At 64.5% G+C, this 25,244-nt stretch carries 27 protein-coding genes and 1 pseudogene; 13 read left to right on the plus strand and 15 right to left on the minus strand.

Going from position 1 to position 25,244, the window contains the following annotated elements; genetic code table 11:
* Positions 1 to 4: 4 nt before the first annotated feature.
* The 7 genes and pseudogenes from rpiB to XH81_RS35970 all read right to left on the minus strand — a co-directional run bounded on the left by rpiB (position 5) and on the right by XH81_RS35970 (position 5,156).
* Positions 5 to 451 (minus strand): ribose 5-phosphate isomerase B, encoded by a 447-nt coding sequence (rpiB, locus tag XH81_RS35940; RefSeq protein WP_018317596.1) that lies wholly within the window; start codon positions 449 to 451, stop codon positions 5 to 7.
* 68 nt (positions 452 to 519) lie between these two features.
* Positions 520 to 1,314 carry a transporter substrate-binding domain-containing protein gene (locus tag XH81_RS35945; protein WP_028145045.1) on the minus strand — a complete coding sequence of 265 codons (795 nt, stop codon included), beginning with the start codon at positions 1,312 to 1,314 and terminating at the stop codon, positions 520 to 522.
* 20 nt (positions 1,315 to 1,334) lie between these two features.
* Positions 1,335 to 2,090 (minus strand): amino acid ABC transporter ATP-binding protein, encoded by a 756-nt coding sequence (locus XH81_RS35950; protein WP_028145044.1) that lies wholly within the window; start codon positions 2,088 to 2,090, stop codon positions 1,335 to 1,337.
* Between the two features lies 1 nt (position 2,091).
* On the minus strand, positions 2,092 to 2,760 hold the full coding sequence (locus XH81_RS35955) for an amino acid ABC transporter permease (protein ID WP_026201880.1): 669 nt from the start codon (positions 2,758 to 2,760) through the stop codon (positions 2,092 to 2,094).
* 7 nt (positions 2,761 to 2,767) lie between these two features.
* Entirely contained in the window at positions 2,768 to 3,451 is a 684-nt protein-coding gene (locus XH81_RS35960; protein ID WP_028145043.1) for an amino acid ABC transporter permease, read from the minus strand.
* A gap of 10 nt (positions 3,452 to 3,461) precedes the next feature.
* Positions 3,462 to 4,367 (minus strand): annotated as a pseudogene (locus XH81_RS35965) (NAD(P)-dependent oxidoreductase); the annotation flags it as partial.
* 48 nt (positions 4,368 to 4,415) lie between these two features.
* Positions 4,416 to 5,156, minus strand: coding sequence for a FadR/GntR family transcriptional regulator (locus tag XH81_RS35970; RefSeq protein WP_018317590.1), 741 nt, complete (start codon positions 5,154 to 5,156; stop codon positions 4,416 to 4,418).
* A 654-nt stretch (positions 5,157 to 5,810) separates the two neighbouring features.
* Between XH81_RS35970 and XH81_RS35975 the strand changes: the two genes are divergently transcribed.
* The 3 genes from XH81_RS35975 (at position 5,811) to XH81_RS35985 (ending at position 8,090) form a co-directional block, all read left to right on the plus strand.
* Positions 5,811 to 6,587 (plus strand): potassium channel family protein, encoded by a 777-nt coding sequence (locus tag XH81_RS35975; protein ID WP_028145041.1) that lies wholly within the window; start codon positions 5,811 to 5,813, stop codon positions 6,585 to 6,587.
* Positions 6,588 to 6,810: 223 nt separating this feature from the next.
* Positions 6,811 to 7,179, plus strand: coding sequence for a GFA family protein (locus XH81_RS35980; RefSeq protein ID WP_028145040.1), 369 nt, complete (start codon positions 6,811 to 6,813; stop codon positions 7,177 to 7,179).
* A gap of 95 nt (positions 7,180 to 7,274) precedes the next feature.
* Positions 7,275 to 8,090, plus strand: coding sequence for a DUF4886 domain-containing protein (locus tag XH81_RS35985; RefSeq protein WP_028145039.1), 816 nt, complete (start codon positions 7,275 to 7,277; stop codon positions 8,088 to 8,090).
* A gap of 110 nt (positions 8,091 to 8,200) precedes the next feature.
* Here XH81_RS35985 and XH81_RS35990 read toward each other — a convergent pair whose 3' ends face one another.
* Positions 8,201 to 8,971, minus strand: coding sequence for an exodeoxyribonuclease III (locus XH81_RS35990; protein WP_028145038.1), 771 nt, complete (start codon positions 8,969 to 8,971; stop codon positions 8,201 to 8,203).
* A 40-nt stretch (positions 8,972 to 9,011) separates the two neighbouring features.
* Between XH81_RS35990 and XH81_RS35995 the strand changes: the two genes are divergently transcribed.
* Positions 9,012 to 9,233, plus strand: a complete 222-nt coding sequence (locus XH81_RS35995) for a cysteine rich repeat-containing protein (protein ID WP_028145037.1) — start codon at positions 9,012 to 9,014, stop codon at positions 9,231 to 9,233.
* A 122-nt stretch (positions 9,234 to 9,355) separates the two neighbouring features.
* Here the strand turns inward: XH81_RS35995 and alr are convergent, their stop codons facing one another.
* The 3 genes from alr to XH81_RS36010 form a co-directional block, all read right to left on the minus strand.
* A complete protein-coding gene (gene alr / locus XH81_RS36000; protein ID WP_085967589.1) occupies positions 9,356 to 10,639 on the minus strand; it encodes an alanine racemase in 1,284 nt (427 codons plus the stop codon).
* Positions 10,640 to 10,679: 40 nt separating this feature from the next.
* On the minus strand, positions 10,680 to 12,188 hold the full coding sequence (locus XH81_RS36005; protein WP_028145035.1) for a replicative DNA helicase: 1,509 nt from the start codon (positions 12,186 to 12,188) through the stop codon (positions 10,680 to 10,682).
* Between the two features lie 796 nt (positions 12,189 to 12,984).
* Positions 12,985 to 14,235: an SAM-dependent methyltransferase gene (locus XH81_RS36010; RefSeq protein WP_028145033.1), complete on the minus strand. Its 1,251-nt coding sequence runs from the start codon at positions 14,233 to 14,235 to the stop codon at positions 12,985 to 12,987.
* Between the two features lie 279 nt (positions 14,236 to 14,514).
* Between XH81_RS36010 and XH81_RS36015 the strand changes: the two genes are divergently transcribed.
* From XH81_RS36015 to XH81_RS36025, 3 genes are all read left to right on the plus strand, one after another.
* Positions 14,515 to 15,474 carry a hypothetical protein gene (locus tag XH81_RS36015; protein ID WP_028145032.1) on the plus strand — a complete coding sequence of 320 codons (960 nt, stop codon included), beginning with the start codon at positions 14,515 to 14,517 and terminating at the stop codon, positions 15,472 to 15,474.
* A 108-nt stretch (positions 15,475 to 15,582) separates the two neighbouring features.
* Positions 15,583 to 16,179 (plus strand): TetR/AcrR family transcriptional regulator, encoded by a 597-nt coding sequence (locus XH81_RS36020; protein WP_028145031.1) that lies wholly within the window; start codon positions 15,583 to 15,585, stop codon positions 16,177 to 16,179.
* A gap of 11 nt (positions 16,180 to 16,190) precedes the next feature.
* On the plus strand, positions 16,191 to 16,658 hold the full coding sequence (locus tag XH81_RS36025) for a PaaI family thioesterase (protein ID WP_097668183.1): 468 nt from the start codon (positions 16,191 to 16,193) through the stop codon (positions 16,656 to 16,658).
* Positions 16,659 to 16,694: 36 nt separating this feature from the next.
* Here XH81_RS36025 and rplI read toward each other — a convergent pair whose 3' ends face one another.
* The 4 genes from rplI to rpsF form a co-directional block, all read right to left on the minus strand.
* Positions 16,695 to 17,294: a 50S ribosomal protein L9 gene (gene rplI / locus XH81_RS36030; RefSeq protein ID WP_028145030.1), complete on the minus strand. Its 600-nt coding sequence runs from the start codon at positions 17,292 to 17,294 to the stop codon at positions 16,695 to 16,697.
* Between the two features lie 51 nt (positions 17,295 to 17,345).
* A complete protein-coding gene (locus XH81_RS36035) occupies positions 17,346 to 18,332 on the minus strand; it encodes a membrane protein (protein WP_028145029.1) in 987 nt (328 codons plus the stop codon).
* A gap of 131 nt (positions 18,333 to 18,463) precedes the next feature.
* Positions 18,464 to 18,703 carry a 30S ribosomal protein S18 gene (gene rpsR, locus XH81_RS36040; RefSeq protein ID WP_007592020.1) on the minus strand — a complete coding sequence of 80 codons (240 nt, stop codon included), beginning with the start codon at positions 18,701 to 18,703 and terminating at the stop codon, positions 18,464 to 18,466.
* A 5-nt stretch (positions 18,704 to 18,708) separates the two neighbouring features.
* Entirely contained in the window at positions 18,709 to 19,218 is a 510-nt protein-coding gene (gene rpsF, locus XH81_RS36045; RefSeq protein WP_028145028.1) for a 30S ribosomal protein S6, read from the minus strand.
* Positions 19,219 to 19,555: 337 nt separating this feature from the next.
* Between rpsF and XH81_RS36050 the strand changes: the two genes are divergently transcribed.
* From XH81_RS36050 to fabF, 6 genes are all read left to right on the plus strand, one after another.
* Positions 19,556 to 20,260 carry a TetR/AcrR family transcriptional regulator C-terminal domain-containing protein gene (locus tag XH81_RS36050; RefSeq protein ID WP_028145027.1) on the plus strand — a complete coding sequence of 235 codons (705 nt, stop codon included), beginning with the start codon at positions 19,556 to 19,558 and terminating at the stop codon, positions 20,258 to 20,260.
* A 3-nt stretch (positions 20,261 to 20,263) separates the two neighbouring features.
* Entirely contained in the window at positions 20,264 to 21,289 is a 1,026-nt protein-coding gene (locus XH81_RS36055) for a fatty acid desaturase family protein (RefSeq protein WP_028145026.1), read from the plus strand.
* A gap of 173 nt (positions 21,290 to 21,462) precedes the next feature.
* Positions 21,463 to 22,422, plus strand: coding sequence for an ACP S-malonyltransferase (gene fabD / locus XH81_RS36060; RefSeq protein WP_028145025.1), 960 nt, complete (start codon positions 21,463 to 21,465; stop codon positions 22,420 to 22,422).
* A gap of 101 nt (positions 22,423 to 22,523) precedes the next feature.
* Positions 22,524 to 23,261, plus strand: a complete 738-nt coding sequence (gene fabG, locus XH81_RS36065; protein WP_028145024.1) for a 3-oxoacyl-[acyl-carrier-protein] reductase — start codon at positions 22,524 to 22,526, stop codon at positions 23,259 to 23,261.
* Positions 23,262 to 23,574: 313 nt separating this feature from the next.
* The gene (locus XH81_RS36070; RefSeq protein ID WP_008130699.1) at positions 23,575 to 23,814 is read left to right on the plus strand and encodes an acyl carrier protein; all 240 of its coding nucleotides are present in this window, start codon (positions 23,575 to 23,577) and stop codon (positions 23,812 to 23,814) included.
* Positions 23,815 to 23,922: 108 nt separating this feature from the next.
* Positions 23,923 to 25,188 (plus strand): beta-ketoacyl-ACP synthase II, encoded by a 1,266-nt coding sequence (gene fabF, locus XH81_RS36075; RefSeq protein ID WP_028145023.1) that lies wholly within the window; start codon positions 23,923 to 23,925, stop codon positions 25,186 to 25,188.
* Positions 25,189 to 25,244 lie beyond the last annotated feature (56 nt).

Below are 25,244 nucleotides of genomic sequence, written 5' to 3' on the forward strand. Positions count from 1 at the left end.
GCCCTCAGCCTTGCTCGTCCATGACGCGCAGTTTCTCGACCCGACGGCGGAAATCCTCGTCGGTCGAGAACTCCGCGGAGAGGTAGGACGAGACGAGATCCACGGCGAGCCAGGCGCCGACGATCTGCGCGCCGATGCACATGACGTTGACGTCGTCGTGCTCGACGCTCTGATGGGCGGAATGAACGTCGTGACAGACCGCGGCGCGGATGCCCTTCATCTTGTTGGCCGCGATCGAGGCGCCGACGCCGGTGCCGCACACCATGATGCCGCGTGCGGCTTCGCCCGACGTCACCTTCTGCGCCACGGCCCGCGCGATGTCGGGGAAGTCCACCGGCTTGTCGTCATGGGAGCCGACATCGACGATGTCGTGGCCGAGCTTGCGGATGTGGTCGATAACGGTCTGCTTGAGCGGCCAGCCGGCGTGGTCGGATCCGATGACGAGACGCATGTGGTGTCCTTCTTGATTTTTCATTGACCGTGACAACCGGAAAGCGGCTGTCACGGCTTCTCTTTCGTTCAGCTACGCATGTCGGGCGGCAGCTCGACCCCGTGGAATTTCTTGTAGATCGCGTTGAGCTTGCCGTTCTTGACGTTCTCGGTGATCCAGCCGTTGAGCTTGTCCATCAGGCGCTGCTCGCCTTTCTTCAGGCCGATGGCGAGGTCGAAGGTTGCGAGCGGAATCTTCGACTCGAAGATGCGGGCGGGATTCTTGACGCCGATCTGGTTGATGATCGTGGCCGACGTGCCGACGCAATCGACCTGACCGGAGACGGCCGCGGTGACTTCCGTGGCGTCGTCGTCATAGCGGGCGATCGTCAGCTCCTTGTCCTTCATGTTGGACAGGGTGGTATCCTGCGTGGTCCCGCGCGAGACGCCGATGGTCTTGCCTTTCAGGTCGGGCCAGTCCTTGACGTTCATCGACTTGAGGCAGCCGACGTCGGACTGCAGCGTCGCATAGCGCTTGGTGAAGTCGATGACCTTGGCGCGCTCGGGCGTCACCGACAGGGTCGAGATGATGATGTCGGCCTTGCCGGTCAAGACGTTCGGGATGCGGGTCGCGCCGGTGGTCTGGATGAATTCGAGCTCGAGGCCCCAGTCCTTGGCGAGCAACTGAGCCACCTCGACGTCGGAGCCGGTCGGCTTCATGCTGGAATCCATCATGCCCGAGGGCGGAATCGCAAGATCGGTTGAAATGCGAATCTTCTTGGCCTTCATCACGTCGTCGAGCAGGTCGGCCGATGCCGGCGTGGCGGACAAAATGACGAGGCCGAGCAGCGCGGCGGCGGTCCCCAGCAGTGTTTTGTTGGTCATCCCTAGTTCTCCTCTCCCTGTTATGATTTTAGATTTCCGGTGCCCACGAATTGCGTGAGCTCCGGCGTCGTCGGCGATGTCAGGATCGAGGCGGGGCCGGTCTCGTGAACCTTGCCGCGATGCATGAACACGATCCGGTCGGCGATGCCCTTGGCAAAGCCCATCTCGTGCGTGACCATCACCATGGTCATGCCGTCCGCCGCCAGCTGCTCGATCACCTTCAGTACTTCGGCGGTGAGTTCGGGGTCGAGCGCAGAGGTGACCTCGTCGAACAGCATCACCTTCGGCTGCATGGCGAGCGAGCGCGCGATCGCGGCGCGCTGCTGCTGGCCGCCCGACAATTGCTCGGGATAGGCGTGCAGCTTCTCTTCGAGCCCGACCTGCGCCAGCACCTTGCGCGCGAGGTCCTTGGCCTGCGAATTCGCCAGGCCCTTCACGGCGCAGGGCGCCAGCGTGATGTTCTGCTCGATCGTCAGGTGTGGAAACAGATTATAGCTCTGGAACACGATACCGACGTCCTGGCGCAGCGCGCGCAGATCGACGTCGGGACGGTCGACCCGATGCCCGCAAACGACGATCTCGCCGCCGTCGACCTTCTCGAAACGGTCGATACAGCGCAGCGCCGTGCTCTTGCCGGAGCCTGAGCGGCCGATCAGCGCCAGCACTTCGCCGCGCTCGACTGCGAAGCTGACGCCATCGAGGACCCGGAGCGAGCCAAAGCTCTTTTGCACGTCGCGGAGCGACACGATTGAGTCGGAGGAGGGGTTCTGTTGCATGTCAGGCCGGCGCGAGGTTGGATCTGCCACGCCCCATCCGCCGTTCCAGCCTCTGGCTGAACAGCGACAGCGGATAGCACATGGCGAAATAGATGACGGCGATGATGGCGTAGATGGCGAAGGGCTCGAACAGCGAGTTGTTGACGATCTGCCCCGAGCGCATCAGCTCGACGAAGCCGACGACGGAGGCGAGCGAGGTGTTTTTGACGATCTGCACCATGAAGCCGACGGTGGGCGGCGTCGCGATGCGAATGGCCTGCGGCAGGATAACTTTCATCATGCGCTGGGTCCGGCTCAGCGCCAGGCCTTCGGCGGCCTCCCATTGCGGCTTCGGCACGGACTGGATGCAGCCGCGCCAGATCTCGCCGAGATAGGCGGCGACGTACAGCGTCAGCGAGGCGCCGGCAGCAGCGAGCGGCGAGACCTTGAGGCCGATCGCGGCGAGACCGAAATAGCCGAGGAACAGGATGACGAGTAGCGGCGTGCCCTGGATGAGCTGGACATAGACGGCGCTGGCAATCCGCACCGATTTCAGCGGCGATATCCGCGCGAGCGCGATCACGAAACCGACGATGCCGCCGCCGATCAGCGCGATCACCGACAAGCCAATGGTCCACAGCGCGCCCTGGCCGAGGAACATCAGATGATTGATGTTGAGATGTCCGCCCATGATCATCTCACAACGGCGTGCCGAGCCGGCGACGGCGCGGAAACAGCACGAGGCCGAGGCCCCAGAAGCCGGCGCGCATCACCAGCGACAGGATGACGTAGAGCACGGCGACGATGATGTAGGTCTCGAACGCGCGATACGTATCCGACTGGATGTAGTTGGCGACGGCGGTGAGCTCCTCGGCCGAGATCTGCGAGCAGACCGAAGAGGCCAGCATCAGCAGCACGAACTGGCTGGTCAGCGCCGGATAGACCTTCTCGATCGCCGGCAGCAGGATGATGTGCCAGTAGATCTGGAGGCGCGACAGCGCCAGGCCCTCGGCCGCCTCGATCTGTCCGCGCGGGATCGCCTCGAAGCCGGCGCGCATGATCTCGGCGGTGTAGGCGCCGACGTTGATCGTCAGCGCGGCCACGGCCACCGTGAAAGCGGAGAATTTCAGCCCCAGACTGGCCAGGCCGAAATAGACCAGGAAGATCTGAACCAAGAGCGGCGTGTTGCGGATGGTCTCGACATAGGCCTTGCAGGCGCCTGATATCAGCGCGTTGTGCGTTCCGCGCCCGACCGCCGCGAGTGTGCCGAGGAGGGCGCCGAGCACCGTCGCGAAGGCGGCAAGTTCCAGCGTGAGGACGGCGCCGGCGAGAAAGCTCGGCCAACGCTCCAGCACCGCGGGAAAGTCGAGTTGAAGGCTCATCGCCACCCGTTCAGCCGGTTGTCTGGTTGGTCATGCGGTCGTAGACGCGGAACAGCGCCTGGTTGCCGTTGCTTCCTTCGCCGTGTGCGCGCGCATCGACATACTGGCTGGTCACGAGCGCGGTGCCGGGGAGCGGCACGCTCAGCGCCTGCGCGTGCTCCTGGACCAGGCGGAGGTCCTTGAGCTGGAGATCGATCCGGAAGCCGGCGGAGACGTCGCCTGCGATCATCTGGGGGCCGAGCTTGTCGAGCATCCAGGAGGCGGCGGAGCCACCGAGCAGCACCCGGCGCAGCAGATTGAGATCGAGGCCCGAAGCGCGGCCAAGCGCCAGCGCCTCGCAAATCGCCTGGATGTTGATGCCGCAGATCAGCTGGTTGCAGAGCTTGACGGTCTGGCCGGCGCCGGACGCGCCGACATGCGTGATGGTGGTGCCCATCGCACGGAAGAACGGCTCGGCCTGCGCAAAGGCGTCCGCATCGCCGCCGGCCATGATCGAGAGCGCGGCATTCTTGGCGCCAACCGGCCCGCCGGAGACCGGCGCGTCGATGAAGCCGACGCCGATCTTTTGCAGGTCGGCATGGATGCGGCGGACGGCGACTGGCGAAATCGTGCTCATGTCGACGACGAGCTTGCCTGATGGCGGCGACTTCAGCAGGCCGTGCTCGCCGTAAATGGTCGCCTCGACATGGGGCGTGTCGGGCAGCATGGTGATGACGATGTCGGCGCCTTGCGCGGCATCGGCTGGACTCTTGGCACGAGCAGCGCCTTCCCTGGCGCTGTCGGCCAGTGCCGCCTCGTCGAGATCGAACACGCGAACTGCGTGGCCGGCCATCAGCAAGTTGCGCACCATCTCTCGGCCCATCGTGCCGATGCCGATGAAGCCGACATTGCCCTTGTCGTTCCGTCCCATGTAATAAGTCCGTTTCTTGGTTGATTGGCTTCTTGGTTGACCGCGCTGCCGCGATCATCCCGAGGCGCTGGTCTTGTCGATGTCGCCGACGATGGCGCGCCGCCGGTACTCGTCGCCGATGGCGAAATGCTTGCGCAGCGTCGCGTCCGCCCGCTCCGGGTCGCGCGCAATCACGGCCTCGAAGATGCGGCGGTGATCGTCGATCAGATAGGTCTTCATCGACGGGAAGGCCTGCACCAGCTCACGGCGGCTGCGATGCGAATGGGTCAAGAGGCCGGCCAACGAACCATGCAGGACCGTCAGTGTCTCCGAATGCGAGGCGACGACGATGGCACGGTGGAAGTCGAAATCGGCCATGCCGCCGGCATCGGCCTCGTCGATCGTCTCGCCGATCTTCGCGAGCGCGCGCTGCAGGCGCTCGAAATCTGCAATGTTGGCACGCTCGCAGGCGAGGCGGATCGCCTGGCATTCGATCGCGACGCGCGCCTGCATGACGTCGTCGAGCATGTCCGCCTGCTGGGCGAGCGCGAAGGTGAAGAAGTCGTTCAGCACCGACACGTCCGGCCGGGTCACCACGGTGCCGATGCGATCGCGGATCTCGACGATGCCGAGCACGGTGAGGGCACGCAGTGCCTCGCGGACGATCGGCCGGCTGACGCCGAGGAGAGTTGCCAGCTCGCGTTCCGAGATGAGGCGGTCGCCGGGCTTGAGCGAGCCGGCGAGCAGGCGTTCGCGCAGGAAGGCGAACACCTTCTCGAACCCTTTTTCGCCTTCGGTGGCCCGCTTGAGCTCCATTCCCGTCCCACTGGTCTGATCTTGGTCAGACCAGTATGCTGACCAAGGGCTGAGGTCAAGAGGCTCGGCTCTCAAGCCGGCCTCGGTTCCGGCCTTAGTCCACCGGGAGCCGCTTTTGGCCGTCGATGTCGACATCGCCCAGTCCGTGATCGGGTCGTCGGGGCGGCATCGAGGCGGCGCTCGCGGCAAACTGGACGGCGAAGCTCGACTATCTCCACATCGACCTTGGCAGCACCTATTCGACGAAGACGTTCATTCTCGACAACGACGAGTTACCGATCCGACATCCGCAACAATGTCGATCGCGTCGGCTTCAACTCAGCGGACGATCCTCGCAGCGATACTGACACCCATTGCGGGTCGGAGTTTCGGAAACGCTTGAACGTCACGTTCTGCGCCTGTGCGGCACCAATGCAGGCGAGCGACATCGCAGCGATCAGAATAATTCGCACCGCGAATAATCTCGGAATAGATCAGGTGGGCTAAGAAATTATCGCGAAACTGGCGCAACCATGGCTTTCGTGTCGGACACCGTCCAGTCGCTCAGGGTTGGCAACCCTTCTCCTGTTCGGCCAAAGATGGCAGCGATCGGGTTCGATCTTGCGGCGCGCTCTCCGAGTTGCCATCATCCGTGCAAACCGCGATCATGATGCCGTGACTCTCAATTCTCTCAGAAGCGATGTCCGTCGCCTTTACGAGGGCGCAACGCCGGGCGGCGTGCGCTTCCGCTACGCGCTGCTTGCCTTCGATATCGTGACGGTGCTGTTCATCATTGCAACCTCGTTCCTGCCTCCCAGTGAGATCATCGAGACGCTCGACGTTTTGTTCGGCATGCTTCTGCTTGCCGATTTCTCGGCACGGCTCCTCGTCGGTCGGCATCCTCTTCGGAAGTTCCGTCAGATTGCGACCTGGGCTGACATGGTGGCGATCGTATCTTTCCTGGCACCGCTTGCCGGCGAGGCGGGCGGCTTTCTCCGGATCCTGCGAACGCTGGGGCTGCTTCGCGACTACCAGATGCTGGCGAGGCTCCGCATCGATTCTCCGTTCTTTCGTCGCAACGAAGAGGTCATCTTCGCGGTGACGAACCTCGCCGTTTTCATATTCGTCATGACGGGGATCGTCTACGAGACTCAGAAGTTTCGCAACAATGAGATCCACAACTATGCCGATGCGCTGTATTTCACGGTCACGGCACTGACGACGACCGGCTTTGGCGACATTACCCTGCCGGGCACGCTCGGTCGTCTCATCACCGTCGTGATCATGATCTTCGGGGTTACACTGTTCTTCAATCTCGCACGCGCGCTCCTCAGTCCCCACAAGGTGCGATTTCCGTGCCCCGCTTGCGGACTCCAGAGGCACGATGCCGACGCCGTGCATTGCAAGGCCTGTGGCACCGTTCTCAATATTCCTGACGAAGGGGCGATCTGAAGAGTCCTCCTGCCGGCGGAATCCCCGACGGTGGCATCGTGTCGGTGTTTTGCCCGACGGGAGGCAGGTCGAATTGCGGAGTCAGTAACTCATTGATCCGACTGCGGTCAGCTACTGTGCAGGGGGATGTTTTTCATATTTTGGTTGAGGCGTTGTGCTGCTGACAGCATGTTGGCAGCAGGGGCCGGCTATGCCCCACCTCTGACACAACGGGGAGCGGGTCATGCCGATCGAGGCAAGCTGTCATGGCGGTGAGACGGTGTTCGAGGTGACGGAGGCGCCCTCGAGCGTGACGCGCTGCACCTGCACGCTCTGCGCCAAGCGCGGCGCGTTGTGGGCCTATTACACGCCGGCGCAGTTTCGTCTGCTGTCACCCGCGGAGAACGTTGCGACCTATTTGTGGGGTAGCCGCACCATCAAACATCATTTTTGTGCAAGCTGCGGCTGCGGCACTTATTCGGAGTCGCCGGACTGGTCGACCGGCAAGCCCGATTTCGACAATCCCAAGGTCGCGGTGAATGTGCGCCTGTTCGACGATTTCGATCTGGAGGCGGTGCCGGTCAACATGATTGACGGCAAGAACTTGTGGTGAGCATGCATGCGCAGATGTCCGCGGCACGTTCGCGCTCTTGAGGCCATTTTGAAAAGCTGATTTGGTTCCGGCCCTGGAGAAAAGGGGAGGAAGCCATGATGCGTCTTTTTGCGCGAGTCATGCTCGCAATGTGTCTCGCCGTTGCAGCCGGCTTCAATGTCCAGGCGCAGACCAGGCCGAAGGTGACTTCGCTCGGACCGGACTTCCCCAAGGCAGCGCTGTTCGTCGGCAACAGCTTCTTCTACTACAACAACGGCATGCCCGGGCATCTCACCTTCATGGAGCGGGCGGTGGATCCCGCGAACAAGGCGGTGTACCGCAACACCATGGTGACGATCGGCGGCTCCGGCCTCGATTGGCACGACATGGACAATCTGCTGCGGCCGGGCGGCCTCGGCGCGTATTCCTTCGACGAGCAGAACAACGTCATCTTCAACAAGCCAGGCCGGCAGTACGACGCCGTCGTGATGATGGATTGCAGCCAGTGCCCGATCCATCCGCAATTGAAGGACGCGTTCGCGACTTTCGCGAAGAAGGACAGCGAGATCGTTCGCGTGCACGGCATGCGGCCGGTGCTGTTCATGTCCTGGGCCTATGCCGACAAGCCGGAGATGACGGAATCGTTGGCCGAGGCCTACACGATCGCAGGCAATGCCAACGATGCGTTGGTCATTCCTGCAGGTCTTGCCTTCGCGCGGGTGCGCAAGCTGCGGCCGGAGCTCAATCTGTATGCGCTGGACAAGCGGCATCCGAGTCCGGCGGGCACCTATCTTGCGGCATGCGTGACGTTTGCCGCGTTGACAGGCCGCTCGCCTGTCGACAATGCCTACACTTTGGGGCTGGATGCGGGGACGGCGCAGCTTCTGCAAAAGGCGGCATGGGACACGGTGCAGGACTATTATGGGCGCTGAACTCGGGTGATCGCAGGGTGGGCAAAGGCGCACTTGCGCCGTGCCCACCGTCTGTCTCCGTAAACGAGTTTGGTGGGCACGCTTCGCTTTGCCCACCTACGGCACTTCTGCTATTTCAACACCACCCATGCCGGCGCGTGATCGCTGGCGCCATCCTCGCCGCGGACCTTCTTGTCGACGCCGGCCTTGGCCAGGCGCGGGGCGAGGGCTGGGCTGAGCAGGAGATGATCGAGCCGCAGCCCCGCATCGCGCGGCCAGCGGTTCCGCTTGTAGTCCCAGAACGTGTAGATGCGCTGGTCCGGATGCAGCTCGCGGATCGCATCGCACCAGCCTTGCTCGACGAGCGAGGCAAAGGCTGCCCGGCTCTTCGGCTGGATCAGCGCATCCTTGTCCCATGAGCGCGTCGGATAGATGTCGATCACTTTAGGCGCGACGTTGTAGTCGCCGGCGAGCACGACGGGCAGATCCTGCTTGATGAGGCTCTTGGCGTGGCGCTTGAGGCGCGCGAACCAGTCGAGCTTGAAGTCGAATTTCGGCCCCGGTTGCGGATTGCCGTTCGGCAGATAGATGCTGGTGACGATGATCCCGCGCACGGCGGCTTCGAGATAGCGGGCTTCGAGATCGCTGGGTTTTCCAGGCAAGCGGTCGCGGGTCAGAATGGGCTCTGCATTGCGGGCGAGGATCGCGACACCATTCCAGGTCTTCTGTCCGCGCCACACCGCGCCATAGCCGGCCTTTTCGATCGCGGCCGCCGGAAATTCGCCATCACTTGCCTTCAATTCCTGAAGCGCGACGACATCGGGCTTTGCCGTGCGCAGCCATGCCAACAGATTGGGCAGGCGGCGGTTGACGTTGTTGATGTTGAATGTCGCGATCTTCATGTAGAGCTACCGGCTCCTGCCTTTCGTACCCGGAGATACAATGTCCAAGTTGAACTTTGCCGCCATCGTCGTCGCCCTCGCGTTCTCCGGGGCCGCGTCGGCACAATCGTCCGACCCGCGCGGTGCGTGCAAGGCAGACTATGACAAATTCTGCGCCGGCATCGCGCCGGGTGGAGGGCGCGTCGTCGCCTGCCTCACCGACAAGCGCGACCAGCTCAGCGCGACCTGCAAGGCGGCGCTGGACAACAGGAAGAAGAAGTAAGCGATCCCTTCCGTGTCCCGGACGCGCGTAGCGCGAGCCGGGACCCAGACAGCGACACGGTGCGCTGTAGAGAGATGGACCCCGGCTCAGCAGCGCATTACGCCGCGTCCGGGCGCGATAGTTCAGCCCGGCAGCGGCGGCGGGGCTGCCGGCTGCTCGATTGGCGGCGGGGAGGGCGGTTGCTCGGCGGCCTGCGCTGGCTCCGGCTTCACCAGCGGTTCCTCCACATTGCCGCCCTTGTAGAGGCGGGCGTAGCGGTGGCCGAGGCTGGTCAGCACCTCATAGCCGATGGTGCCGAAATGATGCGCGAGCTCGTCGACGGTGATGCCTTCGCCGAGCAGCGTCACCATGTGGCCGCGCCGCGCTGCATTCGGCGGCAGATCGGTGATGTCGATCGCGATCAGATCCATGGAGACGCGGCCGGCGACGGGGCAGCGCTTGCCGGCGACGATGACCTCGGCGCCGCGGGTGCCGTCATTGGAGCTGGCGGCGCGGAAATAGCCGTCGGCATAACCGACCGCGATGATCGCGAGCTTTGTCGGCCGCCGCGCGGTCCAGGTGCCGCCATAGCCGACGGTCTCGCCGCGCTCGACAGTGCGGATCTGCACGATGCGCGCCTTGAGGTCGACCACCGGCTGCATCGGATTGTCGGCCTCCGGCGTCGGGTTGACGCCGTAGAGCGCAGCGCCCGGCCGCACCATATCGAACTGGAAGGGCGCGCCGAGGAAGATGCCGGAGGAATTGGCGAGCGCCGCCGGCACGCCGGAGAATTCGCTGGCGATGCCGCGGAAGGAAGCGAGCTGCTTGGCGTTCACGGGGCTGTTGAGCTGCTCGGCCGAGACCAGATGGCTCATCACCAGCGTGATGCCGTGATCGCCGGCATTGATGCGGGGGATGATGGCCTGCGCTTCCGACAGCGTCAGGCCGAGCCGGTTCATGCCGGTGTCGATGTGAACGGCCGTGCCCCCGGTCCAGCCGGTGCGGCGGCAGAACACGTCCCACTCGGCGAGCTCGTTGAGGTCGCCGATGACAGGACGGCAATTGATCTTGGCGTAGTGCTCGCCGGTATTCTGGAAATAGCCGCCGAGCACGTAGATCGTGGGCTCCGGCACGGCTGCGCGCACCTTGCGCGCTTCCTCGATGGTGGCGACGAAAAAGGTCTTGCAGCCGGCCTTGCTCAGCGCACGCGCGACTTCGGCGGCGCCGCAGCCATAGGCGTCGGCCTTGATCACCGCCGAACACTCAGCCGGCACCGCCGTCTTCTCGAGCTTGCGCCAATTGGCAATGATGGCGTCGAGATCGACGGTCAGCACGCCGCCATAGGCAGCGAGCGCGGCAGCCTGGTTGGCCTCCGCGGAGAGAAGGCCGGATTGTGAGATGGTTTTCGGGTCGGACGCCATTGTCATGGCGTCGTTTTACGCAAGAGGCCGGTCCTGTTCAAGGAACTCAGTAGTCGTTGCCGCTGCGAGCCGGCAACTGACTGTCAGGCGCGAGGTCGCCGAACCGCGTGATCGAGGCCTCGAAGGCCAAGTCAACGGTGCCTGTCGGGCCGTGGCGCTGCTTGCCGATGATGACCTCGGCCTTGCCGTGCGCAAGACTCATATCGAGCTGCCACTTCTCGTGTTCAGGCGTGCCCGGGCGCGGTTCCTTCATGGCGAGGTAATATTCCTCGCGATACACGAACAGCACGACGTCGGCGTCCTGCTCGATTGATCCGGATTCACGCAAGTCGGAGAGCTGCGGCCGTTTGTCGTCGCGGGATTCGACCTGGCGTGAGAGCTGGGACAGCGCGATGATCGGAACGTTGAGCTCCTTGGCGAGCGCCTTCAGGCTGGTCGTGATCTCCGTGATTTCCTGCACGCGATTATCGCTCCGCTTGCCCGAGCCCGACAGCAGCTGGATGTAGTCGATCACGAGCAGATCGAGGCCCTTCTGCCGCTTCAGCCGGCGGGCGCGCGCCATCAGCTGCGCGATCGACAGGCCGCCGGTCGCGTCGACATAGAAAGGCAGCGATTGCAGCTCGATCGAGACCTCCCGGATCTTTTCGAAATCGGCTTCCGAGATGCCACCGCGGCGGATGTGGGAGGAGGGAACGCCGGTGCGCTCGGCCACGATACGCGTGGCGAGCTGGTCGGACGACATTTCGCAGGAGAAGAAGCCGATGACGCCGCCATTGGCGGCCTTCGTGGTGCCGTCGGCCTGGAGTTCCGGAACATAGGCTTGCGCGACATTGTAGGCGATGTTGGTGGCCAGCGAGGTCTTGCCCATGCCGGGACGGCCCGCGACGATGATGAGGTCGGAGTGCTGCAGGCCACCCATCTTGGTGTCGAGGTCCCGCATGCCCGTCGAGATGCCCGACAGCTTGCCGTCGCGCTGGAACGCCTTTGCAGCGAGATCGACCGCGACCGCCAGCGCCTGCGAGAATTTCTGGAATCCGCCGTCATAGCGGCCGGACTCGGCGAGTTCGTAGAGGCGGCGCTCGGCATCCTCGATCTGCGCCCGCGGCGCGAAATCGACCGGGGCGTCATAGGCGACATTGACCATGTCCTCGCCGATGCCGATGAGGTCGCGACGCAGCGCCAGGTCATAGATGGTGCGGCCGTAGTCCTGAGCATTGATGATGGTGGTCGCTTCCGCCGCGAGGCGCGCCAGATACTGCCCGATGGTCATACCGCCGACGTCGGTGTCGGCGGGCAGGAACGTCTTCAGCGTCACGGGCGTGGCGATCTTGCCCATCCGGATCAGGCTGCCGGCGGTCTCGTAGATGGTCTGGTGCAGCGGCTCGAAATAATGCTTCGGCTCGAGGAAGTCGGAGACACGGTAGAACGCATCGTTGTTGACCAGGATCGCGCCCAGAAGGCTCTGTTCCGCTTCGATATTATGCGGCGCGCTCCGATAGGCGGGAGTGCCGGGCTCGGGTGCGAGTTTGAGGACGTTCGAATCAGTCAGGGCCATGGTCGGACGTGCTTAGCAATTTTCTTGGGCGGATGCGGGGCCGGGATAAAGCGCCGCCTCGGTGCAAAGCGGAAGCGAAAGCTGACCGCTATCAACCGCTCAGTTAAAATGGTGGATGATTAGCGCTCGCAGCACGCGTCGCGCTTGACGGATTTTTGCGGAACTCGCCCGGCCAGGAAGTGGCCGCGACGGCGCCATGGAAAAATCCTGCAACCATGTACCTTATGGCATGAACCTAATGGATTGGCGCGCAGACGAATCCAGAAGCGCGCGAAATGACGCACGCTGGCGGCTTTGGGCTCGCCTTCAGACCAGCAGGAGGTAGACCAGCGCCACCAGAGCCGCCCCGACGCCGGTAACGATCAGGGCGTAATCGGTGCGGAGGTCGTCCTGCACGTCGAATGAGGTTTGGGTCTCTTTGCTCATGGCGACGGTCTAAGCCAGGCCCGACCAGACTTATGTGAATTGGATCACATCTCCCCGGAATCTTTCGGGGGTAAGACGGGAACAGGCAGGCGGGGGAGGGAATTGTCTCCCGCGATCCGTCAACAGGGAACGAGGCAGGCGATGCGGCCAGAACGGCAGCACCAGATTTGGCGGAGCGAGGCGGGTAGCCGGCTTTGGCTCTCGGGGCTGATTGCGGCCATGGAGCACGCGGAACGGCCCGAAATACGTCGCCAGCCTGTCGCCCCGGAAATCCTGGTCGCGCTGAGGGCGCAGCTGGCGTTAACGGCCAGTTTCCGCTCCTCCCAGATGTCGACCCTGCGTCACTAGGATCTATTCACCAGACTAGGACCTATTCACCAGCCAATTTCAGTCTGGGCTTGCTCGCGCGTTCGCGAGCTCGCAGCCGGGCTTCTTCACGCGGCATGTAGTCGCGGGTGATCGGCACCACGCCCTGGCGCCGGGTGAGCTGGATCTGGAAGTTCATCATGGCTTGCTTGCGGAACGTCATCTCGCAGGCCGCCAGATAGAATTCCCACATCAGCGCGAAGCGCTCGTCGTAGAGCTGCACGGCCTCCTCGCGCCGTGCCATGAAACGTTCCCGCCAGGCCTTCAGCGTTTCCGCGTAATGCAGGCGCAGGATCTCGATATCGCAGACCAGGAGGCCGGCGCGCTCGATCGCCGGCAGCACCTCCGACAGCGCCGGGATGTAGCCGCCGGGGAAGATGTATTTGGCGATCCAGGGATTGGTCGAGTCCGGGCCCTGCGAACGGCCGATCGCGTGCAGCAGCATGATGCCGTTCTCGCCCAACAGCTCGGCGCAGCGTTGGAAGTAGGTGTCGTAGAAGCGGGCGCCGACATGCTCGAGCATGCCAACGGAGACGATACGGTCGAACGGGCCCTCGATGTCGCGATAGTCCTGGAGCAGGAATCTGGCCGATCCGGTCAGGCGCTTTTCGGCCGCGCGCGCGTTGGCGAGCTGCAGCTGCTCGCTCGACAGCGTCACGCCGGTGACGTCGGCGGCGGCGATCTCGGCGAGGTAGAGCCCGAGCCCGCCCCAGCCGGAGCCGATGTCGAGGACGCGCTGGCCGGGCCTGACCAGCAGCTTTGCGGCGATGTGCCGTTTCTTGGCGATCTGCGCGTCGTCGAGCGTCGCGTCCTGCGTCTCGAAATAGGCGCAGCTATATTGCTTGTCGGCGTCCAGGAAGAGCGAATAGAGCCGGGCATCGAGATCATAGTGATGCGCGACGTTGTGGCGGGAGCGCGAGCGCGGATTGAACTGCTTCAGATGCCGCGTCAGATAGCGCAGGCGCCACCAGGGTTTTGCCCACTGCGGCAATAGGTCGGGTTGATCGAGCAGGATCGCGAGGGCATCAGCTATGGTGCCGCGCTCGACGATGAACTCGCGGTCCATATAGGCCTCGCCAAGCCCGAGCTCGGGATTGACGAGAATCTTCCGCTCCGCCTCCGCGGTGACGAAGCGCACCGCGACCGGTTCGCCAGTGCCGTCTCCAACGGTGAACTTCGATCCGCTCGAGCCGGTCACCGTCATCGTGCCGCGGCGGATGAATTGAGACAGAAATCTACGCAACAAGAGGTCCATCGACACCTTCCTCTCGAGCGAACCCGAAGGGATGCGACTAACCCGGCCTTCACTTCTGACGCCCAGGTGACGCGGCGGTTCCTATGCGCTTGCATCCAAATTTAGGGAGGCAGGATCGGCTGCGCTAATGCGCTGAGTTCACAGCCGATATTCGCAAACCGCTTAATCACATCCTTGCGCGTGGTGCCTGCTTCCATTCGTGGCTCAATCGGATAAAAGGTGACCGCTGCCGCGCCGCACGCTGGCTGCAACTCTCGGAATTCAATGGAGATGATGGGAATGTCGAGCCGAGCGCTCAGCCTCGCGACGGTATTGCTTCTGATCGGCTTCGGCGCGGCCGATACCGTTTTTGCGCAGGTGACCAACCTCGAGGCCGGCAAAACCCCGTCCCAGCTTTTCGCGCAGACCTGCAATGCGTGCCACAAGAGCCCGCGCGGACTTCTGAAGTCCGTCGCGCCGGGCTCGCTGCCGGGCTTCCTGCGCCAGCACTACACCACGAGCTCGGACATGGCGGGCATCCTCGCCTCCTATCTCGTCTCCAACGGCGCCACCGACACGCGCTACCAGGCCAAGGACGGCAAGAAGGACGGCGCGAGGGAGAAGGACGCGAGCACCAATCCCGAGCATCAGGGCCGCCGCCCGCGCGCCCAGGACGCGGCCAGGCCGGACGGCGAGGCCGCTGCTCCCGCAGCGGAAGGTGCGCGCCAGAAGCGTGCCGCACGGCCGGTCGAGGAGGGCACGAAGCCCGAGGGACAGGCTGCGCCCGAGGGACGCAAGGGCAAGCGCCGCGCCAAGCCCGGCACCGAGGAGGCGCCGAAGGTCGACGCCGCCGCGCCATCCACTGACGAGAAGAAAAGCGAATCCAAGCCCGAGTTCAAACCTGAGTCCAAGCCCGACACGGCCAAGGTCGAGCCCGGTCGCGACGAGGCCAAGCCCGACAGCGGCAAGGCGTCCGAGAAGCCTGTTGAGACCCGGCCTGACAGCGCCAAGGTCGAGCCCCGCGGCAGCGAAGCTCCGGCGCTGCGGCCCGATCCAGTCCCGGCGGTAGCGCCGGCTGCGAAGCCTGCCGAGCCAGCCGCGCCCAAACCGGCGGAAGAGGCCGCTCCCAAGCCGGCCCCGCCTGCGGCCAGCTCCGAACCGGCGGCCAAGCCGCAGCCGGCACCGCCCGCGACCGCTGCAGCCCCGCCTGCTGCGCCGGCCGAGTCCTCCGGTCCGCCAACGCCGCCCATCTCGCGCTAAGCCAGCGACGTTTTTGATCGACATGCGGAGGCCGCGTTCATCGCGGCCTCCGCATTGCATTGACCGCGTCTAGAGTATTGCTCTAGAGTAATACTCTAGGAGGCGTCCATGACGGCGAGCGTGCGGAACGACCTGTTGGCAGCCGGGCTGATCGTGTTCGACCGCATCGGATTCGAGGCCGCGACGGTGGCCGCGATCCGCACCCGGGCCCGCGCCTCCAATGGCAGCTTCTTTCACGCCTTCGGCTCGAAGAAGGAGCTCGCCGGTGCGCTGTTCCTGGAGGTCTTGCGGCACTATCACGCCGCGGTGCTGGCGGCGCTCGATCCCGTGCCCGATGCGGAGCGGGGCATCGATCGGCTGATCCGGGCCCATCTCGACTGGGTCGCGACCAGCCGGCGCGAGGCGCGCTACCTGTTCGAGATTTCGCGGAGCGAGTGGGGCGAGGACGTTCGCGACGCCCAGCGCGCGCAGAATGCGCGGCTCGCCGACGGTATCGAGCGCTGGCGCGCGCCGCTGGTTGCAAGCGGTGAGCTCTTGCCGATGACGCCGGTGATGTTCGTCAGCCAGCTCATCGGGCCGGCGCAGATCTTCTGCCGCGCCTTCCTGTCGGGACGCGACCGCGCCGATCCCCGCGTCGAGGCTGACACGCTGATCGCCTGTGCCGGCCGTGCGCTGAGGCCGCCCGAACGCATCAACAAGACATAAGGAGAGGCCTCATGAGCGCCGCAGCAGATCCCGAATTCGCCACTGTGGCCGAACGCATCCACGCCAATGTCGGCCGACAAGGCTTCATGAACCTGGTCGGCGCCGAGCTCTCGGAATTGTCGCGCGGCACCTGTACGATTGCTGTGGATCGCCGGCCGGAGCTGCAGCAGCAGCACGGCTTCTTCCACGGCGGGGTCACCGCCTTCCTGGTCGACAACGCCACGACGATCGCAGCCGCGACCTCGCGCGGCCAGCCGGCGCTGACGGCGGAATACAAGCTCAACCTGTTGTCGCCCGCGGTCGGTGAGAAGCTGATCTGTCGTGCCCGGGTGATCAAGCCGGGCCGCCAGGTGTCGGTGGTCGCGGCCGACGTGTTCTGCGTCAGCGACGGTGTCGAGAAGCACACGGCGACGGCGCTGGCCTCGATCGCGATGTTGAGCGAGGACGTCGCCGTCAAAACGAAAAGCCCGGCCGCCTGAGGCGACCGGGCTTCGCTTCGCGTATGAATGCGAGGCTTACTTCTCTTCCGCGGCCGGTGCGGGCTCGGCTTCGTCGTGCTCGGCTTCCGGATCGAAGAACTCGCCGGCGGCGGCGATCGCCTCGGCGGCCGCGTCGCGGTCCTCGTTGCGGGTCGAGATGTCCTCGCCGCGGTTGATGCGCTCGGCCTCGTCCTGGCTGCGTGCAACCGTGACGGTGATCTCGACCTCGACCTCGGGGTGGACGGCAACGGTGATGGAGCGCTTGCCGATGGTCTTGATCGGCGCGTCGAGCTGGACCTGCGGGCGGGCCAGCGAGATGCCGTCGGCTTCGAACGCGACGACGATGTCACGCACGTTGACCGAGCCGAACAGCTGGCCGGCTTCCGAGGCCTGGCGGATCACGATGATGTTCTTGCCCGCGATCTTCTCGGCGACCTTTGACGCCTCGCCCTTGCTCTGGAGGTTGCGGGCCTCGAGCTCGGCCTTCATGCCGTCATACTTGGCTTTGTTGTCGGCGGTGGCGCGCAATGCCTTGCCGCGCTTGAGCAGGAAATTGCGGGCATAGCCGTCGCGAACCTTCACGACTTCGCCCATCTGGCCGAGCTTGTTGACGCGTTCCAGCAAAATGACTTCCATATTCGTTCTCCTTTTGAAGTGCTCTGTACGGTTTCGGTTTCGGGGTTGAACTCAAGGGGTCGGCAGCGGCGGCGGTTGCCGGCTGCGCAGGAAGCGTTCGCGGAAGCCGAACACGGCATCCGCAAGTCCGAGGATCACCATCGCGATCACGGGCCATCCGAACACGACCACGACGGCGTAGGTTGAGCCGAGCCAGAAGGTGCGGCTCTTCAGCGTCAGCGTGAGCGTATGCAGCACCGCAAAGCCGGTCAGCGCATAGCCCATCATCAGCGCGGCCGCGGTGATCTGTGCCGCGATCGCGAGCAGCCCGCCGGTGAAGCAGAAGGCGAGCGCGATGCAGAGCGCCACCAGCGTCATCGGCGGCAGCTCCGCCGTCATCATGTCCGGCCACGGGCGCCGCAGCCGGCCCGAGGTCGCCGTGATCTTGGCGCTGAGCCAGAGGTTGAGCGTCAGTGTCATCATCGCGATGATGGTCGCCGCGGCCGGTGCGATCCGCACCAGCGCGTCGACGAACTGGCCGGCTTCGCCGGAGCTTTGCGGGTCGGTGGCCCGGAGGAGGCGCATCAGGCCGCGCCGCAGCGTGCCGATGATGGTCTCGGCGTCGGTCCCGAGCGTGAGCAGGGCGGCGATCGTGGTCAGCGTGGCGAAGCCGGCGAGCCACAGCAGGATGCGGCCGACCGGATACCATTCGAGGTCAGGTTCGGCGGGCGCGGCGCCGTCTGGCGCGGCATGTCCCACGGCAACCTTTCCCACAGGACGGCTGAGCAGCACGAGATGGCCGAGCCACCAGGCCGGCAGCGCGACGGTGACGGCGAATGCGATGCAATAGGGCAGGCCGAACAGGGCACCGAGGCCGATCGCGGCGGCGATGCCGCCGAGGCTTGCGCAAAGCGGTCCCCAGCCGATCGCGGCGACCATCAGCGGCAGCGGTGCGAGATAGAACAGGACGAGCGAGATCAGCGCGCCCGAAATGATCGAGGCGAACATCAGGGCCGACGCAGCGCCGGCGATCAGGGCTATCAGCACAAAGGCCATCATCAGCTGTCCCGCTCCCTTCGAGCGGTTAGAGGCATCTCGCCCCAACCATCGGCGACCGGACGACCCGGAAGCCTTATGAGTTCAAAAAAGTCGCGACCGGCGGCGTGACGCCGCCGGTCGAATTGGTCGTATCAGCGAATGACGTAGGGCAACAGGCCCAGGAACCGCGCGCGCTTGATGGCGCGGGCGAGCTCACGCTGCTTCTTCGCGGACACCGCGGTGATGCGGCTCGGCACGATCTTGCCGCGCTCGGAGACGTAACGCATCAGCAGCTTGGAGTCCTTGTAGTCGATCTTGGGAGCGTTGGCGCCCGTGAACGGACAGCTCTTGCGACGACGGAAAAATGGGCGGCGTGCACCAGCTTCAGCCATTGTTCTTACTCCCCGTCCGTCGTGGTGGTGGTTTCAGCTTCTTCGCGCGGACGGCGCGGGCCGCGGTCACCGCGGAAGCCACCACCGTCACGATCGCCACCACGGAAACCACCCTCGCGGTCGCCGCGGAAGCCACCGCCTTCGCGGTCGCCACGGAAGCCGCCGCCACGGTCGTCGCGCTCGCGGTCACGGTCGGCCTTGCGCATCATCGCGGACGGGCCTTCCTCGAGTTCCTCGACGCGGACGCTGAGATAGCGAATCACGTCTTCGCTGATGCGCTCCTGGCGCTCGATCTCGGCGATCGCCGCGGACGGCGCGTCGATGTTGAGCAGAACGAAGTGCGCCTTGCGGTTCTTGTTCATGCGGTAGGTGAGGGAGCGTACGCCCCAATTCTCGGTCTTGGTGACCTTGCCGCCGAGACCCTCGACGATACCGGTCATCTGCGCAGTCAGTTCTTCGACCTGCTGCGTGCTCGCGTCCTGACGCGCGAGAAAGACATGCTCATAAAGAGCCATGGTAGTCCTTTCCTCATGTTGGCGCATCGCCCGGCGTCAAGCCCTTAAGAGGCCTTCGGAAAGGACTCTGGGATTAAGCTCAGAAGGCGGAAACACGGGACGACGGGCCGACTGGCCCTGCCACACCAAAATCACGAATGACTTGCTGAGACCGTCCGTTCAGCTCCCGGCCGGGGTCTGCGGATGCGCGCCTTATACGGATTTTGGCTGACTTGGCAAGGTTGGAGTGTCCCGTTTCCGGCCGGGCGGTGCTGGCAGGGGGGGCCAAACCCACGCTCCCTTACCAGCTTGACCTATTTGTTTGTATGTCATACAAATAATGGATCGGGAGGTGCTGATGGCGGGTGAATCGATCCAGGCTCCGTTTGAGGCGTCGGCAGGCGATCCGAAGCACGCTACGCGGGCCACACGGTCGGCGGGGCGCAAGATGCGCTCGCTGCTGCTGGATGCGGCAAGCCCCCTGTTCCGGGAGCGGGGACTTTCGGGCACGGCGATCACCGACATCGCGGCCGCCGCGGACGCATTCCCGAGCCAGATCACCTACTACTTCCGCACCAAGGAGGCGCTGTTCGTCGAATGCGCTTGCCGCGAGCTGCTGTATCTGGCGCGTGCGACCGAGCAGGCGGCGCTGAAGGCGCGCACGCCACGGGACTACACGCATGCGCTCGCGGAGACCGTGACGGCGAGCGATTCAGTGGCTTTCTTTGCCGAGGCGCTGACATTGACGCGGCGCCGCCAGGATCTCGCACCGCTGGTCGAGCGCACGATCGAGCGCCTGCACGGCGAAGGCGCGCGCGCCTATGCAAGCCAGGTGGCGCGGCACGGCTGGCGCTCGCTGCGCGCGCCCGACGAAAGCTCGCGGCGGTTCTGGGCCGTCGCCATCGGCGTCATTCTCGAAGGCTACGCCATGGGCCGTTCGCCCGAGGCGCTCTGCGCCGAGATGCTGCGCGTGCTCGGCGAGCAGGCGAAATCCGATGACACGGCGCGCCTGCGTCTCGTCGAGGGGCGCGAGGCATCAAGCAATTCGAACGAGGAAGGCTAGGCCATGACCGCGCTTCGCATGCGTGCCCGCGATTTCCTGACCGACGACCAGCTTGCCGACGTGCGAGAGCGTGTGACCTGGAAAGGTGTTGCGCTGATCGCGCACGCCTGGGCGCTGATCATTGGCGCGATCGCCTTGGTCGCGTGGTGGCCCAATCCGGTCACCTATGCCCTCGCCGTCGCAATCATCGGCTCGCGCCAGCTGGGCCTCGCGATCCTGATGCATGATGGCGCACATGGCTGCCTGTCCACTGATGAGAAAACCAATCTGGCCCTGAGCCAGTGGTTCTGCGCCTATCCGCTGTTTGCTGAGACGCGCAGCTACCGGCGTTACCACCTTCAGCACCATGCGCGCACCCAGCAGGAGGATGATCCCGATCTCGTGCTGTCGGCGCCGTTTCCGATCACCAAGCTCAGCTATCGCCGCAAGTTCATTCGCGACATCACCGGGCAGACCGGCTACCAGCAGCGCAAGGCGCAGCTGCTCAATGCGCTCGGGCCGAAGGACTGGCCGTGGCGGCAGCGTCTGGCGCATTTCTGGGACAAGCTCGGCCCGCAATGCCTCCTCAACGCCGCCATGTTCGCAGCGCTCGCGGCGGCCGGCGTATGGTGGGCCTATCCGCTGCTCTGGCTGGTGCCGCTCCTGACCTGGATGATGGTCATCACCCGCATCCGCAACATTGCAGAGCATGCCGTCGTCCCCGACAGCAGCGATCCCCTGCGCAACACCCGCACCACGCATGCCAATGTTCTCGAGCGCCTGTTCATCGCGCCGTACTACGTCAACTATCACCTCGAGCATCATCTGCTGTTCTACGTGCCCTGTTACAATCTGCCGAAGGTCCATCGCCTGCTGAGCGAGAGCCGGCACGCCGGCCGCATGGAGGTGCAGCCGAACTACGCGGCGGTGTTGCGGCTGGCGACCGCAAAGCCTGACAGGGAGGATCGGCCGGGGCAGTTGGCGAGCAGCGCGCGCCGTGCGCGGGCCGGAGCTGAGGTCGACGCCAACCAGACCGCCGGTGGGTTTTGAGGGGGCGCATCCCCAGTTGAGTGCTGCTCGGAGTTCCCATCTCGGCTTGACAGTCCGGCCCCGGACAGTGTCTACGGCCCCCTTTGGAGCACGATCCGGAACCATGGCCTAACGCCGTGCGTAATCGGCTGCCGGTTCTCGCGGGGATCGTGTCCGACAAGCAGGGAGCGCCGATGACGGCTGCATTCACATTTCCTGGGCAGGGTTCCCAGGCGGTCGGCATGGGCAAGGCCCTGGCCGATGCCTTTCCGGTGGCGCGCGCCGTGTTCGACGAGGTCGACGCCGCGCTAGGGGAGAAGCTGACAGCGATCATCTGGGATGGTCCGGCCGAAACCCTCCAGCTCACCGAAAACGCCCAGCCGGCGCTGATGGCGGTGTCGGTCGCCACCCTGCGCGTGCTGGAGGCTGAGGCGGAATTTTCCGTGGGACGAGATGCGGCCTTCGTCGCCGGCCACTCGCTCGGTGAATATTCGGCGCTGGCCGCGGCCGGCAGCCTGACGGTCTCGGATACCGCCCGCCTGCTTCGCACCCGCGGTCTCGCAATGCAAAAGGCCGTCCCGGTCGGCGCCGGCGCGATGGCCGCGCTGCTCGGTCTCGACTACGAGGCCGCCATGGAGGTCGCCAAGGAGGCGGCGCAGGGGCAGGTCTGCCAAGCCGCCAACGACAATGGCGGCGGGCAGGTTGTCGTCTCGGGCGACAAGGCCGCGGTCGATCGCGCCGTCGAGATCGCCAAGGCCAAGGGCGCCAAGCGCGCGATGCTGCTGCCGGTGTCCGCCCCGTTCCATTGCAAGCTGATGCAGCCCGCTGCCGACGCCATGGCAGAAGCGCTGTCGAAGGTCACGATCAAGGCCCCGGCCGCGCCGCTGGTGTCGAACGTGCTGGCGAGCGCCATCACCGATCCCGACGAGATTCGTCGCCGCCTGGTCGAGCAGGTCACCGGCACCGTGCGCTGGCGCGAGTCGGTTGCCTATATGGCAGGGCAGGGCGTCACGCGGTTCTTCGAGATCGGCGCCGGCAAGGTCCTGTCCGGTCTCGTCAAGCGCATCGCGGACGGCGCCGTCGGCGTTTCAGTCGGTGGCCCGAACGACATTGCCGCCGCCAAGGATGCATTGGCCGCTGCCAAGCAGGGCTAAAGCGCGATGATTGCTCATCGCGCTTGAGTTTTTCAGTTTACGCACGATCTTTCGGAAACCGCTGCGCACTTTTCCGGATCGTGCTTTGGAGGAGTTTTTCGATGTTCGATCTGACTGGTAAAAAGGCGCTCGTCACCGGCGCGACCGGCGGCATCGGCGGCGCGATCGCGCAGGCGCTGCACGCGCAGGGTGCGACCGTTGCGATATCAGGAACGCGCAAGGAGGTGCTGGATGAGCTTGCCGGCAAGCTCGGCGAGCGCACCTTTGTGTTGCCCTGTAATCTTTCCAAGGCCGACGAGGTCGAGGCGCTGGTGCCCGCTGCGGAAGCGGCAATGGGCCAGGTCGACATCCTCATCGCCAATGCCGGCATCACCCGCGACAATCTCTTCGTGCAACTCCGGGACGAGGATTGGGAGGAGGTCATCAACATCAATCTGACTTCGACCTTCCGCCTGGCGCGCGCCGCCACCAAGCTGATGATGCGCAAGCGCTTCGGCCGCATCGTCGCCATCACCTCGGTGGTCGGCGTCACCGGCAATCCCGGGCAGGGCAATTACACGGCGTCGAAGGCGGGCCTGATCGGCATGATCAAGACGCTGGGGGCCGAATACGCCAAGCGCGGCGTCACCGCCAACTGCATCGCACCGGGCTTCATCAAGACGCCGATGACCGATGCGCTCAACGACAAGCAGCGCGAAACGATTCTGACCAAGGTTCCGGCCGCCCGCCTGGGAACGCCCGAGGATATCGCGGCGGCCGCCGTCTACCTCAGTTCGAACGAAGCAGCCTACGTCACCGGCCAGACCATTCACGTCAACGGCGGCATGGCCATGATCTGAAGCGTTCGTTCCGCACTGCCCACATGGGCTGTGGGGATGCGGCAAACGGCCGTTTCCGGAGGGAAATGAGGCTTGTAGTCAAGGCAATTGAAGTATGATAACCGGACGCTCAACGGATGGGCAAAGAACGCCATTGCAGGTTTTTGAAACCCTGTATATTGGCGATGCGGAGCCTTGGCCGTCGTTCGCCGGGCCCTGTATCGGTTAGGATGGGGCCAAATCAAAGTTCGTAAGCGAAGGCAAGTAACACGACCACGACGGCTCGTATCGTCCCGGGGGGTCGGGTCTACAGGGAACAACACGAGGTTATGCAATGAGTGACATTGGCGAACGGGTTAAGAAGATCGTGGTCGAACACCTTGGTGTTGAACCCGAGAAGGTTGTCGACGCCGCGAGCTTCATCGACGACCTCGGCGCCGACAGTCTGGACACCGTCGAGCTGGTGATGGCGTTCGAAGAAGAATTCGGTTGCGAGATTCCGGACGACGCTGCGGAAACGATTCTCACCGTCGGCGACGCCACGAAGTTTCTCGAGAAGAACGCGAAGAGCTAAGGCTCTTCATTTTCGCGGGGACAACATTGAAACCGGACGGGCCGCTTCCCAGCGGTCAGCCGGTTTCTTGTTATTGGCCGTGAATCTTTCGATGCGGAGTTTTCGGATATGAGGCGGGTTGTCGTCACTGGTCTCGGCATGGTGTCGCCACTCGGCTGCGGCGTCGAACCGACCTGGAAGCGCATCCTCAACGGCGAGAGCGGTGCGCGCAGGATCGAGAGCTTCGATGTCTCCGATCTTCAGACCAAATACGCCTGCACGGTCGTGCGCGGCGACGGCACCAACGACACCTTCAATCCCGACAAGTGGATGGAGCCGAAGGACCAGCGCAAGGTCGACGACTTCATCATCTTCGGCATGGCCGCAGCCGGCCAGGCGCTCGACGACGCCAACTGGCATCCGGAGACCGAAGAGGACAAATGCGCAACCGGCACCATGATCGGGTCGGGCATCGGCGGCCTCAACGGCATTGCCGAGACCGCGATCCTGCTCAAGGAGCGCGGACCGCGCCGGGTGTCGCCGTTCTTCATTCCGGGCCGCCTGATCAATCTGGCTTCCGGCTACGTCTCGATCGCGCACGGACTGAAGGGACCGAACCATTCGGTGGTCACGGCCTGCTCGACCGGCGCACACGCCGTCGGCGATGCCGCCCGCCTTATCGCGCTGGGCGATGCCGACGTGATGGTCGCTGGCGGCGCGGAATCGCCGATCAGCCGCATCGGCATTGCCGGCTTCAACGCCGCGCGCGCGCTGTCGACCGGTTTCAACGAGACACCCGAAAAGGCCTCGCGTCCCTACGACAAGGACCGCGACGGTTTCGTGATGGGCGAGGGCGCCGGAGTCCTGGTGCTCGAGGAGCTCGAGCACGCCAGGCGCCGTGGCGCCAGGATCTATGCCGAGGTGATCGGCTACGGTCTTTCGGGTGATGCCTATCACATTACCTCGCCGTCGCCCGACGGCGATGGCGGCTTCCGCAGCATGTCTGCCGCGCTCAAGCGCGCCGGCCTGACCGCCTCCGATCTCGACTACATCAACGCGCACGGCACCTCGACGCCGCTCGGCGACGAGATCGAGCTCGGCGCCGTCGAGCGTCTGCTTGGCAATGCCGCCTCCAAGGTTGCGATGTCCTCGACCAAATCGTCGACGGGTCATCTCCTCGGCGCGGCCGGTGCGATCGAGGCGATCTTCGCCATTCTCGCGATTCGCGATAATGTCGTGCCGCCGACGATCAACCTCGACAATCCGTCGGTGGAGACTGCGATCGATCTCGTGCCGCATACGGCGAAGAAGCGTGAGGTCAACGTCGCCCTGTCGAACTCGTTTGGTTTTGGCGGTACCAATGCGTCGGTGATCGTCCGGCGCCTCGCCAGTTAGTTTAAGTTTGAGACGAATCCACCGTTTTGCCGTATTCGGCGATAGTCATGGAAGTG

This window comes from Bradyrhizobium sp. CCBAU 25360 (assembly GCF_028128695.1).
GTDB classification, from domain to species: domain Bacteria; phylum Pseudomonadota; class Alphaproteobacteria; order Rhizobiales; family Xanthobacteraceae; genus Bradyrhizobium; species Bradyrhizobium ottawaense.

Coding starts and splice junctions, on each gene's coding strand:
- rpiB (WP_018317596.1), bottom strand. CDS start 451: ATGCGTCTCGTCATCGGATCCGACCACGCCGGCTGGCCGCTCAAGCAG.
- XH81_RS35945 (WP_028145045.1), bottom strand. CDS start 1,314: ATGACCAACAAAACACTGCTGGGGACCGCCGCCGCGCTGCTCGGCCTC.
- XH81_RS35950 (WP_028145044.1), bottom strand. CDS start 2,090: ATGCAACAGAACCCCTCCTCCGACTCAATCGTGTCGCTCCGCGACGTG.
- XH81_RS35955 (WP_026201880.1), bottom strand. CDS start 2,760: ATGGGCGGACATCTCAACATCAATCATCTGATGTTCCTCGGCCAGGGC.
- XH81_RS35960 (WP_028145043.1), bottom strand. CDS start 3,451: ATGAGCCTTCAACTCGACTTTCCCGCGGTGCTGGAGCGTTGGCCGAGC.
- XH81_RS35970 (WP_018317590.1), bottom strand. CDS start 5,156: ATGGAGCTCAAGCGGGCCACCGAAGGCGAAAAAGGGTTCGAGAAGGTG.
- XH81_RS35980 (WP_028145040.1), top strand. CDS start 6,811: ATGCCGATCGAGGCAAGCTGTCATGGCGGTGAGACGGTGTTCGAGGTG.
- XH81_RS35985 (WP_028145039.1), top strand. CDS start 7,275: ATGATGCGTCTTTTTGCGCGAGTCATGCTCGCAATGTGTCTCGCCGTT.
- XH81_RS35990 (WP_028145038.1), bottom strand. CDS start 8,971: ATGAAGATCGCGACATTCAACATCAACAACGTCAACCGCCGCCTGCCC.
- XH81_RS35995 (WP_028145037.1), top strand. CDS start 9,012: ATGTCCAAGTTGAACTTTGCCGCCATCGTCGTCGCCCTCGCGTTCTCC.
- alr (WP_085967589.1), bottom strand. CDS start 10,639: ATGACAATGGCGTCCGACCCGAAAACCATCTCACAATCCGGCCTTCTC.
- XH81_RS36005 (WP_028145035.1), bottom strand. CDS start 12,188: ATGGCCCTGACTGATTCGAACGTCCTCAAACTCGCACCCGAGCCCGGC.
- XH81_RS36010 (WP_028145033.1), bottom strand. CDS start 14,235: ATGGACCTCTTGTTGCGTAGATTTCTGTCTCAATTCATCCGCCGCGGC.
- XH81_RS36015 (WP_028145032.1), top strand. CDS start 14,515: ATGTCGAGCCGAGCGCTCAGCCTCGCGACGGTATTGCTTCTGATCGGC.
- XH81_RS36020 (WP_028145031.1), top strand. CDS start 15,583: ATGACGGCGAGCGTGCGGAACGACCTGTTGGCAGCCGGGCTGATCGTG.
- XH81_RS36025 (WP_097668183.1), top strand. CDS start 16,191: ATGAGCGCCGCAGCAGATCCCGAATTCGCCACTGTGGCCGAACGCATC.
- rplI (WP_028145030.1), bottom strand. CDS start 17,294: ATGGAAGTCATTTTGCTGGAACGCGTCAACAAGCTCGGCCAGATGGGC.
- XH81_RS36035 (WP_028145029.1), bottom strand. CDS start 18,332: ATGATGGCCTTTGTGCTGATAGCCCTGATCGCCGGCGCTGCGTCGGCC.
- rpsR (WP_007592020.1), bottom strand. CDS start 18,703: ATGGCTGAAGCTGGTGCACGCCGCCCATTTTTCCGTCGTCGCAAGAGC.
- rpsF (WP_028145028.1), bottom strand. CDS start 19,218: ATGGCTCTTTATGAGCATGTCTTTCTCGCGCGTCAGGACGCGAGCACG.
- XH81_RS36050 (WP_028145027.1), top strand. CDS start 19,556: ATGGCGGGTGAATCGATCCAGGCTCCGTTTGAGGCGTCGGCAGGCGAT.
- XH81_RS36055 (WP_028145026.1), top strand. CDS start 20,264: ATGACCGCGCTTCGCATGCGTGCCCGCGATTTCCTGACCGACGACCAG.
- fabD (WP_028145025.1), top strand. CDS start 21,463: ATGACGGCTGCATTCACATTTCCTGGGCAGGGTTCCCAGGCGGTCGGC.
- fabG (WP_028145024.1), top strand. CDS start 22,524: ATGTTCGATCTGACTGGTAAAAAGGCGCTCGTCACCGGCGCGACCGGC.
- XH81_RS36070 (WP_008130699.1), top strand. CDS start 23,575: ATGAGTGACATTGGCGAACGGGTTAAGAAGATCGTGGTCGAACACCTT.
- fabF (WP_028145023.1), top strand. CDS start 23,923: ATGAGGCGGGTTGTCGTCACTGGTCTCGGCATGGTGTCGCCACTCGGC.